A 9997-nucleotide genomic window follows, 5' to 3' on the forward strand; every position below is an offset into this window, starting at 1 on the left:
GCACGGGTTCCCCCGGGAACCGCAAGGCGGCGCGTGATAGCCTTCTACGCAGCGGCGGCGCGGCGCTTCACCGGGACTGCGGCCACCGACAACAGCGATTCCACACAATCGCGGATGGACTCGTCCAACGGACGGAAGGTCACACCCGTCACCGCGCGGACCCGGTCGTTGCGCAGGTCGGCCATGGCCCAGATGCCCCGGAACTCGGCCTCCCGCGCCTTGATGCGATCGGGGAAGGGGTCGACCACTGTCGGCGTATCGTGCGCCAGTTCCGGCAGCAGACGGTCGATATCCGCGCAGATGTCCTCGACGTTGCGCGCGTCGGTGGACCAGGCGATGAAGCGCTCGCCGTTCTTGACCTCTGTGCTCTCCAGAAGCGCAATGTGGCAGGCCGCGTCATCACGCACGTCGACGGTCATCCAGGGCCGATAGGCGCCCGTCTGGACCAACTCGCCCTTCAGCATGCCCTCGATCAGGTGTTGCCAGGGTCCCATGTCCTTCTGGTGGGCGGACTGGATCGGCCCGACATTGTCGCCGGGGCAGCAGGTGATGGCGTCCCAGGTCCCGCTCAGTCCGGCGGCCTCGGCAAAGGCGCGTTCGGCGACAAGCTTGGCCATGGAATAACCCTGGCCACGTTCCGGTGTCCGTTTGGGATTCATCTCGTCAGGATAGCGGCCCTCGAAAAACACCGGTCGGCGTGCGATCTCCGCCAGATCAGCCTCGGAAATCACCGCGGCGATGCTGGAAGTGACCACCGCGCGGGTGACTGATCCCGAGCCGTTGATGCTGGCGATCACATGGTCACAGACCCGGCTGATATAGGCCTGATCCTCATATCCGCTGACGTGGGAGATGTGGGCGACGCCGTGGCAGCCCTTGAAGATGTCGTCGAAACAGCCGTCCTGATCCAGATCAGCGCTGTGCAGCGTCAGTCGCCCGGATGCATAGCCCGGCATGGCGCGCAGGAAACCGGTGCGCGCAGCATCGTCGGCATTGCGAACGCACGCCCGCACGCGATAGCCCTTGTCCAGCAACTGCCGAACCACCCACCCACCGAGAAAACCGGCCGCGCCGGTGACCGCGACCAGGCCGCGCTTGGGGATGGGTGACATGGAAGCGCCTCCGACTGACGAGATTCTGTTGGCCTCGTTTTTTCAGCTTAGGCCGCATCACGCCGCAGTGGAAACCGGTTCGCTGTCGCGTCGTCCTCAGAAAAACAGCGGAACCACATAGAGCGCCGCCAGAACGACGGCCACGATCGCCAGGATCAGCGGTGCGCGGGGGTTGGAGCCCATGAGGCCGCCGCCGGGGCGGGGCTTGGGCGCCGCCTTGCGCTCCGCCTGCTGGCGCGACTTCTTGTACTGGTTCAGGTTGGTGACCCGCCGGTCCAGATCGTCGGGGTTGATACGCGGACGCTTCGCCATCAGCCGACCAGTTTTTCCAGGTCCTCGGCCGAGATATCGGCGTTGGAGTAGACATGCTGGACGTCGTCGTCGTCTTCCAGGGTCTCGATCAGTTTCATCAGTGTGGCGACCGCATCGCCCGTCACCGGGGTGAGCACCCTGGGCCGCCAGACGATGTTGGTGGAGCGTGCCGGGCCCAGCGCGGCTTCCAGCGCCGACGCCACGTCGGACAGCAGTTCGAACGCGGCAAACACCGTGTGACCGTCCTCGTCGGACTCGACATCGTCGGCGCCGGCCTCGATGGCGGCCTCCATCACCGTCTCCTCGCTGCCTGCCGTGGGCGCATAGACGATCTGGCCGATCCGATCCCACATGAACGAGACCGAGCCCGTCTCTCCCAGATTGCCGCCGTTCTTGGAGAAGGTGGAGCGAACGGTCGCGGCCGCGCGGTTGCGATTATCGGTCAGCGCCTCGACGATCACCCCCACGCCGCCGGGGCCGAAACCCTCATAGCGGATCTCGTCATAGCTTTCGGCGTCGCCGCCCGAGGCCTTCTTGATCGCGCGGTCGATGACGTCCTTGGGCAGCGACTCGCTCTTGGCGTTGTTCACGGCCAGTCGCAGGCGGGCGTTCATGGCGGGGTCGGGCAGGCCCATCTTGGCCGCCACGGTGATCTCGCGCGAGAGCTTGGAAAACAGCTTGGAGCGCACCGAGTCGGCGCGGCCCTTGCGGTGCATGATGTTCTTGAATTTGGAATGTCCGGCCATGGTCCGTTCGGGCAGGTGACGAATTTGCGTCGCGTTCTAACCCGAGCGGTGGCCTGCGCGGAACCCCCGGCGCAGAATGAGGCCTAAAGCCCCGCGATGTTTCGGGTGCAGGCGGCGTTCGCGGCATCCGAAAGGCCAACGGCCATCTGGAGTTTGCGGGTTTCCACATCCACATCGCCGTAGGGCCAGTAGCGAACCTTCCGGGGCTTGGCACGCTTGTTCGCGGGCCGGATATTGAGCTCGATCTCGCGGTTCATGTCGCCCGCGTTGAACGTCCAGTTCTCCAGCTTCATCCCGTTGCGCAGGCCGCTGTTCCAGGCTGGCCCGCCCCGCCGCACGCCGCGCACCGTCCGGGCCGCGAAGGAGCCCGCCGCGTCGAACCCGGCGTCGAACCCCGGCGAGACCGTCACGCGGGCGTCCAGACACCCGCCAAACATCGTCTCGGGCAGGGGGATGGTGGCGGAACCCTGGACGTAACGCGCAAGATCCGGGCGCAGGTCAATCTCGGCTGTCACCCAGGCGGCAGAGATCAACCCTGTGATCACATCCGGTCCCTGTCCGGGCGGGAATCGGCGGTAGTGGTCGGCCATGCGCAGGACCACGTCGTCCAGGTCCCGCTTGCCGGCGGACTTTCGACGGATGTCCTCGTCCCACTTCAGCGCCAGGATCAGGCCGCGCGAGCCGGCGTCGCGACGTGTGTCGGCCATGGCCAGGGTGCTTACCGCCGCGCTGTAGGGCAGCAGGCCGTCGCGCAGCCGGATGCGGTCGGCGTAGAAAGCGGCCAGGCCGTCCATCAGCCCGGCGGCGTCCGACGCTGGCCCACCGAGGCGTTGCGGAATCCATGATCGGGTCAGCGCTTGCGCGATCTCGTCCGATGGATCGGATCGCGTCAGGATACCGGAGGGAAGGATCAGGCTGCCGCGGCCGCCCGAAGCGGCTTCGAAGCCGGCGGCGACCAGAAACGATCCCGCACCGTCACCCGTGAAAGCCCGTTGGGCGCCGAGCAATGGCGCCGTGAGGTCCGCCAGCCGTGCCGCTCCCGCAGCATCGCCGAACACCGCAGCCCGCAAGACGCCGCCTGGAACTCCGCGCTCTGAGATCCGCAGGTCCGGACCGGCCAGCAGCACTGCTTCATCCAGATCAGCCACCCTCGGCGCCCAGGCTGTCAGGCCCGGGTCGAGGTCGGAGAGGCTGCGCCAGCCCCTTGGGAGTCGATTCCAGCGCAGGGTGGCCGCCTGATCCGCGCGCCCGTCGGGGATCGCAAAGACCGCGTTCCCGGTGATCGCCAGCACGGTCGGACCGGCGCCCGGTGCGCGCAGCCGATAGCGAACCGTGAGCCGTGCGCCCGGCCTGTGTTGCAACAGGCGATGTCCGGTGTCCGGCGCGGTCATCGCGGCGCCCGAAACGGTAGGCCCGGAAGCTGCTCCCTTCGGTAGCGCGATCCGCGTCTCGCCGTCGGCGTCGCCCCTCAGGCGCATCTCGACCGACAGCACCGGCGCCCCGCCCGCCTCCGTCGCCACGCTCAGCCGGTAGTCGACGCTCGACGGCCGATCCGCGCCCATCGTCATCAGGGCGGCGGCGGCGATGAGGAACGCGCGGATCATGACCGTCCTTATGGCGGACTATTCCACCGGCGCGCAGTCGAACCGGTCGATCTGGCCGTTTTGAAGGCGGTAGATGGCGTCCTGCGGGGTGGGCAGCACCACTGTGGCGGGTCGATCAAGTTCAGCGTAGGCGCCGCGCAACAGTCGTCCCCAGACTCCATGGCTGACCGCGATTACCCTGCGGCCCGGCTCCGGCGGCAGGCTGCCCAGCCAGTCAGACGCGCGACCCATCACGTCGTCATAGGTCTCTCCGCCCGGCGCCAGGAAGAACTGGTCACCCGTGCCCGCAGCGTCGGGATACCGCCGCGAAATATCGGCCCACAACTGCCCCTCCCATTCGCCACAGCAGATTTCGGAGAGGCGGTGGTCGACGTCGGGCTCGAGTCCGGTCGCATCGGCGACGAAGTCGGCAGTCTGGCGCGCTCGACCGATGGGGCTGGTGATCAGCGTCCAATCCCCCGGCTCGACCTTGATCAGGTCAGCGACCAGCCGCGCCATGGCCGCCGCTTGTCGCTCGCCCTGCGGCGTGAGCGCCGACTCTGTATGGCCCTGGATGCGGCGCTCGCGGTTCCAGAAGGTCTCACCATGGCGCAGCAACAGGATCATTTCTTGCGGCGCACCACCGGGTGCGAGGTCGACAGACCGCCATCCACCGCGATCGTCTGGCCGTTGACGTAGGAGGCGTCATCGGAAGCCAGGAACAGGGCGGCTGCGGCGATCTCCTCCGGCTCGCCGTAGCGGCGCCGTCGAAGATCGGTTTGGTCATACCGGTCTCGATCAGGCCGGGCGCGATCGCATTGATCCGCACGCCCGTTCCGTAAAGCTCGTTGCAGGCGGTCTGCACCAGACTGATCACCCCGGCCTTCGACGCCGAATAGGCCGGCCCGCCGGCGCCCGAGCGGATGCCCGCCACCGAAGCCGTGCAGATGATCGAGCCCTTGCCCTTGGGGATCATCACCGCCGAGGCGTGTTTCACGGCCAGGAACGGCCCGATCAGGTTCACACGCAGGATCTCGGCCCAGTAGTCGGCGGTTTGCTCGTGCAGGGGTGCAAACCCGCCTGAAATGCCGGCGTTGGCCCAGAACACGTCAAGACCGCCGTATTCGGACACGGCACGGTCCACGAGCGATTTTACGAAGGCGTCGTCCCCGGCGTCGCCGATCAGGGCCACGGCCTTGCCGCCGGCGGTCCGGATCGCATCGGCCGTCTCGTTCACGGCTTCGGCGCGGTCAGCGATGACCATGCTGGCGCCCTCCGACGCGAACAGCCTGGCGGCGGCGCGGCCGATGCCGCTGGCGGCCCCGGTGATGACGGCGGTGCGGCCGGAAAGTCGTCCCATGGTGGTTCCTTTGATCAAGTCGTGGGCTCTGCGCGCCCGACGGCGCTGAGGATGGCGTCGAGGAAGATATCGTAGAGCCCCGGCGGCATGTCGTGGCCCATGCCCGGGATCATCCGCAGTTCGGCGCCCGGAATGGCGGCGGCGGTGGTCTCGCCACCGATGGGCTGGACCAGCGGGTCATCGGCGCCATGCAAAACTACGGTCGGAACCTTCAACTTTTGAAGCTCGGCGGTCCGGTCGCCATCGGCGCCGATGGCGGCGCGCTGGCGGCCGACGCCGGCCGGGTTGAAGGCGCGGGCGTGCTCGGCGATGACCCGCGCGCGCAGCTCGGCCTCGGTCCAGGGATAGCCGGGGCTGCCAATGGTGCGGGCGTTTGCAATGCCATGGGCGACGAAGGTCTCGTAGTCAGCCTCCGGGCTGGGGGGCGGCTGGCTGATCACCGCCATCGCCTCCGGCGTGGCGACCACATTGCCCGAGGGCGCAGACATGATGGATGTCATCGAGAGCACGCGGTCTGGATGATCGATGGCGATGCGCTGCACGATCATGCCGCCCATCGATACCCCGGCGATGTGGGCCCGCCGAATGCCCGCCGCATCGAGCACGGCCATGGAGTCCCGCGCCATATCGGCCAGTGTGTAGCGTTCCGTCGGCCAACTCGACAGGCCGGTATCGCGGTTGTCCATGCGCACCGCCTGAAACCCCTTGGCCGTCAGCAGATCGCAGAAGGCTTCGGGCCAGCGGGTCATCTGCGACCCCAGGCCATTGATCAGCAGGACGGCCTCGGCCTTGGTGTCGCCAAAGGTCTGGAACTCCAGTTCCACCTCGCCATTGCGCGCTCTGGGCATTGCAGATCTCCCGTTATCACAACCTCAGGGTTGAATTTGACTTCCCTAACCCGTCCTCACGCGTGAATCGGCTGGTAATCGATCAACTCGGACGCTTAACATGTTCTCAAGAGTCGCCTGAGGGGAGGGGCCGACCAAACCGATGCGCGTAATCGTTCCCTTGTTGCTGTCCCTCGCGATGTGGGGGTTCATCATCCTCGGCCTGATCGGTCTGTGGCTGAAGATCTTCGGCTGACCTTTCGGAACCCCTCAGGGGATCAGGAGAACGCGCCCGACCGCCTGGCGACTTTCGATGTAACGATGCGCCTCGGCCGCCTCTGACAGCGGGAACGTCCGGTCGATCATCACCTTGAGCTCACCGCTGGCCACGTCGGCGATCAGCTTGGCGATATTCTTCTGCACCCGGTCCGTGGCGATTTCTGCGCCGAGGAACACGCCCGAAAGCGTGCGGTTGCCGCCCATCATCGAACCTACATCCACCCGCATCGGCTCACGACCTGCGGCGCCGACCATCGACACCCGCCCGCGATAGGCCAATGATCCGATGGACGATTGCAGTGTGGGTCCGCCCACCGAGTCGACGATGACATTGACGCCCTTCTTGTCGGTCAGGCGCATCACTTCCTGAACCACGTCATGGGTCTTGTAGTTGATTCCGTGCGTCAGCCCGATGGCCTTCAGCTTCTCCAGACGTTCATCCGAAGAGGCGGTCGCCAGGATCATGGAGGCGCCGGCGCGAGCCGCCAGCTGGATCGCCGCGACACCCACGCCCGAGGCCCCGGCCTGGACCAGAACGGTCTCGCCCTTCTGCAGGCGGCCAAATTCGAACAGGCAATCGTCAGCCGTGCCGAACGTCACCGGGATGACGGCGGCGTGGCGCACGTCCATGCCGTCCGGGATCAGCCAGGCGGTCTTGGCCGACACGGCGCGAAGTTCGGCGTGGCTGCCCCAGCCGCCGGTCGTGGCGACCTTCTGGCCGACCTGCAGATGAGTGACCTCTGCGCCGACCTCGATGATCGTGCCGGCGGCCTGGTAGCCCACCACGTGGGGGTTGGTCATCAGCGGCCCGCCATGGCGGTTCAGCGTGTCACCACCCTCGATGGAGACCGCCTCGACCCGGATCACGATGCCCTTGGGATGGCACTGCGGGTCCGGTACGTCCTCATAGCGCAGGACCTCGGGCGGACCATTCTCGTAGTAGACGGCGGCTTTCATCGGTCGTTTCCTCAAACGCTTGTTTGACGGAACACATTCCACGGGCAGGGTGAGGGTGCAAGTGAGGAACCAGCGATGCGGGTTCCCCGGAAGGATGACCGAGGGGTTCAGCGGATTGGAACCCCGGAGCCTGTTCGCTTCAGCCCGGATCATTCAAGCCGGGCAAGCGTTTGTGCCTTTGGATGGGTAGAGCATGACCGGCGCCTGAACCGGCAGCTGGTCGAAGCTGTTTCGCCCTAGGCGCTTGTCCTGTCGTTGGGCGCCGCGCAGGCGCCCGGCGCCGCGACCGCAGTCCGCCCGAATATGAACCTGTCGAGAAACGTCCACAGCTCGGCCACCTCTCGACCGGCCTCGATCGACGGGTCGGCCTCCTCGACGGATCGCCCCGTCTCGAAGGCCGATTGATAGCTGGTGCGGGCCCGCAGGATCGTGGGCACTACCTGGATCCGCATCAGACCGAGGGCTTCCTTGGCCCTCTTGACCGCAGGAGCCTCGACGCCGGCCCGGGGTGATGGCGCCTGGTTCAGTACGGCCAGGGCGGGTTTGCGGAGCCGGCGGACAATCTCGGCGGTCTGGATCGCGGCGATCAGGTCAAGGAAGGTAGGCCTGATCACCATCAGGCAGAGGTCGGCCGCGACGATGGCATGGCTGATCTCCTCCTCCACCACGGCCGGGGTATCGATGATCATCAGCTCGGCCCCGGCGCGCTGGCAGCTGATCTGCAGCGCGAAGAGCTTGGGGCCAGCCGTCTCGGCCAGGTGCGGGCCCGGCGACTTTCGACCCTTTAGAACCTGAGAGGCGGAACGTTGGGCGTCAGTATCCGCCACCCATACCCTGCGTCCGCGAAGGAAGGCGGCCAGCGCCATATGGACCGCAACCGTGCTCTTGCCCGATCCGCCCTTACGCGCAATTACGGCGACCGTTCGCATGAAGACGCAGGCTTTTTCCGAGGACAACAGCAGAAAACCCTAGTCGCAAGGTGTGACACCCGTACGACCAGTTATGTGATCAGTCGTTACGCTTCACGTAATTGCGGATCGCCGCGATGATCTGGTCCTGAACGTCGGGCGCCAGATAGGCGTGCATCGGCAGGCTGATCACCCGGGCCGCCGCCGCCTCGGTAACCGGCAGTCCGCCGGGCTGGGGATAGTGGGCGTAGGGTGCCTGCCGATGCAGGGGTAGCGGGTAATAGACAGCCGTGGGGATATCCTGACCCCGCAGGTGGGCGGCCAGGCCGTCCCGGTTATCCGCTTCGATGGTATACTGCGCCCAAACCGAGACTCCGTCCGCGATCACCGCCGGCGTGCGGACCACGTCGCCAAGCCTTTCGGCATAGCGCGCTGCAACGCGGTTCCGCGCCATGATCTCGTCCGCGAAGATGTCGAGCTTCTGTAGCAGCACAGCGGCCTGGATCGTGTCCATGCGGGCGTTCATGCCCACCCGCATGTTCATGTACTTGGGGTCGTGATCGAAGGTCCGCCCCTGAAGGTCGGACTTCACCGCCTGGCCGTGCACCCGGAGCGACACCATAATGTCGTGCAGGCGCGCATCATTGCAGAGCACCGCGCCGCCGTCGCCGTAGCAGCCCAGCGGCTTGGCCGGGAAGAACGAGGTTGTGGTCACATCAGCCCAGCTCAGCGGATGATGGCCGCCCAGAGTACAGCCGAACCCCTGCGCGCTGTCGGCGATTAACTTCAGACCATGGCGGCGGGCGACGGCGGCCAGCGCGGGATAGTCGGCCGGTTGTCCGAACAGGTCGACTGCGATGATCGCTCGTGGCGTGAGTTTGCCTTCGGCCTTAACGGCCTCGATGGCCGCCTCCAGCTTCACCGGGTCCAGATTGTAGCTATCGGGCAGCACGTCCACGAACACCGGGCTGGCGCCGACCAGCGGCATCACTTCGGCGGTGGCGGCGAAGGTGAAGGAAGGGCAGAACACCGCATCGCCCGGGCCAATCTCCCAGGCCATCAGCGGCAGGATCAGCGCCTCGGTGCCCGAGCCGCAGGTCAATGCATGGGCAGCTTTGCCGAACGTGCAGAGCTCAGCCTCGAGCTGGGCGATCTCCGGCCCCATGATGTAGGCGCCGGACCGAACGACCTTGAGGATCGCATCTTCGAGCGGTTGGCCCAGCCGCGCGCGTTGGGCCTGCAGATCAATAAACGGAATCATGGCCGTGGCTTATGCCCTGCGTCGGGCTCTGGCGCCAAAACACGCTTGATGTCGGGGTGTTGCGCTTCAGGCGCGGGTCATGATCGCCGGGCCGAACATGGCCGGGTCCGAAACGCTGTCGCGGCCATTTTCAAGCCGGCCGGCGAGGAGCCGCAGCCAGTCCGGATGATCAACCAGCGTCCAGGTGCTTGATATCGTCGCGCCCGGGGACGTCGTAACAAACCAGGCCTTGTGCCCATAGGCGTTTGCGCGTGCCTGCACTGACAAAGGCGGTGCAGGTTACGCCCGCTTTAATGACGAAACCAACCTCTGCAGTCGTCGCCTAGATCTGTCGCGCGCGGCCTTCCCAGTAGGGTACGCGGACCTTGCCGCGCTGGATCTTCCCGGCCTCGGAGCGGGGCAATTCCGTCACGAAATCCAGACTGCGGGGTACCTTGAAAGCCGGCAGGCTGTCGCGGGCGAAACCCAGGATCTCCTGGGCCAGCAGGTCCGAGGGCTGGTAGCCGGGCTTCAGCAGGATCACCGCCTTGACCTGTTCACCCCACTCGTCGTGCGGCACGCCGACCGTGGCGCTGTCGGCGACGGCGTCATGCTTGATCAGCTCGTTATCGATTTCCTGCGGATAGATGTTCACCCCGCCGGAGATGATCAT

At 66.3% G+C, this 9997-nt stretch carries 10 protein-coding genes and 2 pseudogenes; all 12 read right to left on the reverse strand.

Annotated features, from left to right (window positions below):
- Window positions 1-44: 44 nt before the first annotated feature.
- Window positions 45-1112, reverse strand: a complete 1068-nt coding sequence (locus ACIQ42_RS01695) for an NAD-dependent epimerase/dehydratase family protein (RefSeq protein WP_397420493.1) — start codon at window positions 1110-1112, stop codon at window positions 45-47.
- 96 nt (window positions 1113-1208) lie between these two features.
- On the reverse strand, window positions 1209-1424 hold the full coding sequence (locus ACIQ42_RS01700; RefSeq protein ID WP_397420494.1) for a hypothetical protein: 216 nt from the start codon (window positions 1422-1424) through the stop codon (window positions 1209-1211).
- Entirely contained in the window at window positions 1424-2170 is a 747-nt protein-coding gene (locus ACIQ42_RS01705) for a YebC/PmpR family DNA-binding transcriptional regulator (protein ID WP_397420495.1), read from the reverse strand. Before ACIQ42_RS01705 ends, ACIQ42_RS01700 begins: the two co-directional genes overlap by 1 nt.
- A gap of 83 nt (window positions 2171-2253) precedes the next feature.
- Entirely contained in the window at window positions 2254-3774 is a 1521-nt protein-coding gene (locus ACIQ42_RS01710) for a hypothetical protein (RefSeq protein ID WP_397420496.1), read from the reverse strand.
- An 18-nt stretch (window positions 3775-3792) separates the two neighbouring features.
- Window positions 3793-4380 (reverse strand): histidine phosphatase family protein, encoded by a 588-nt coding sequence (locus tag ACIQ42_RS01715; RefSeq protein ID WP_397420497.1) that lies wholly within the window; start codon window positions 4378-4380, stop codon window positions 3793-3795.
- Window positions 4377-5113: pseudogene (locus ACIQ42_RS01720) on the reverse strand (SDR family NAD(P)-dependent oxidoreductase). Before ACIQ42_RS01720 ends, ACIQ42_RS01715 begins: the two are co-directional and overlap by 4 nt.
- Before the next feature lie 14 nt (window positions 5114-5127).
- Window positions 5128-5961 (reverse strand): alpha/beta fold hydrolase, encoded by an 834-nt coding sequence (locus tag ACIQ42_RS01725; protein ID WP_397420498.1) that lies wholly within the window; start codon window positions 5959-5961, stop codon window positions 5128-5130.
- A 249-nt stretch (window positions 5962-6210) separates the two neighbouring features.
- The gene (locus tag ACIQ42_RS01730; protein ID WP_397420499.1) at window positions 6211-7176 is read right to left on the reverse strand and encodes a zinc-binding alcohol dehydrogenase family protein; all 966 of its coding nucleotides are present in this window, start codon (window positions 7174-7176) and stop codon (window positions 6211-6213) included.
- A gap of 236 nt (window positions 7177-7412) precedes the next feature.
- Window positions 7413-8105, reverse strand: a complete 693-nt coding sequence (locus tag ACIQ42_RS01735; RefSeq protein ID WP_397420500.1) for an AAA family ATPase — start codon at window positions 8103-8105, stop codon at window positions 7413-7415.
- 79 nt (window positions 8106-8184) lie between these two features.
- The gene (locus ACIQ42_RS01740) at window positions 8185-9345 is read right to left on the reverse strand and encodes a DegT/DnrJ/EryC1/StrS family aminotransferase (protein WP_397420501.1); all 1161 of its coding nucleotides are present in this window, start codon (window positions 9343-9345) and stop codon (window positions 8185-8187) included.
- Window positions 9346-9411: 66 nt separating this feature from the next.
- Window positions 9412-9606 (reverse strand): hypothetical protein, encoded by a 195-nt coding sequence (locus tag ACIQ42_RS01745; RefSeq protein ID WP_397420502.1) that lies wholly within the window; start codon window positions 9604-9606, stop codon window positions 9412-9414.
- Between the two features lie 61 nt (window positions 9607-9667).
- A pseudogene (locus ACIQ42_RS01750) lies at window positions 9668-9997 on the reverse strand (acyl-CoA synthase); the annotation flags it as partial.

It is taken from the genome of Phenylobacterium sp., assembly GCF_044372605.1.
In the GTDB taxonomy this organism is placed as follows: domain Bacteria; phylum Pseudomonadota; class Alphaproteobacteria; order Caulobacterales; family Caulobacteraceae; genus Phenylobacterium.

Coding starts and splice junctions, on each gene's coding strand:
- ACIQ42_RS01730 (WP_397420499.1), bottom strand. CDS start 7,176: ATGAAAGCCGCCGTCTACTACGAGAATGGTCCGCCCGAGGTCCTGCGC.
- ACIQ42_RS01695 (WP_397420493.1), bottom strand. CDS start 1,112: ATGTCACCCATCCCCAAGCGCGGCCTGGTCGCGGTCACCGGCGCGGCC.
- ACIQ42_RS01705 (WP_397420495.1), bottom strand. CDS start 2,170: ATGGCCGGACATTCCAAATTCAAGAACATCATGCACCGCAAGGGCCGC.
- ACIQ42_RS01710 (WP_397420496.1), bottom strand. CDS start 3,774: ATGATCCGCGCGTTCCTCATCGCCGCCGCCGCCCTGATGACGATGGGC.
- ACIQ42_RS01740 (WP_397420501.1), bottom strand. CDS start 9,345: ATGATTCCGTTTATTGATCTGCAGGCCCAACGCGCGCGGCTGGGCCAA.
- ACIQ42_RS01735 (WP_397420500.1), bottom strand. CDS start 8,105: ATGCGAACGGTCGCCGTAATTGCGCGTAAGGGCGGATCGGGCAAGAGC.
- ACIQ42_RS01715 (WP_397420497.1), bottom strand. CDS start 4,380: ATGATCCTGTTGCTGCGCCATGGTGAGACCTTCTGGAACCGCGAGCGC.
- ACIQ42_RS01725 (WP_397420498.1), bottom strand. CDS start 5,961: ATGCCCAGAGCGCGCAATGGCGAGGTGGAACTGGAGTTCCAGACCTTT.
- ACIQ42_RS01700 (WP_397420494.1), bottom strand. CDS start 1,424: ATGGCGAAGCGTCCGCGTATCAACCCCGACGATCTGGACCGGCGGGTC.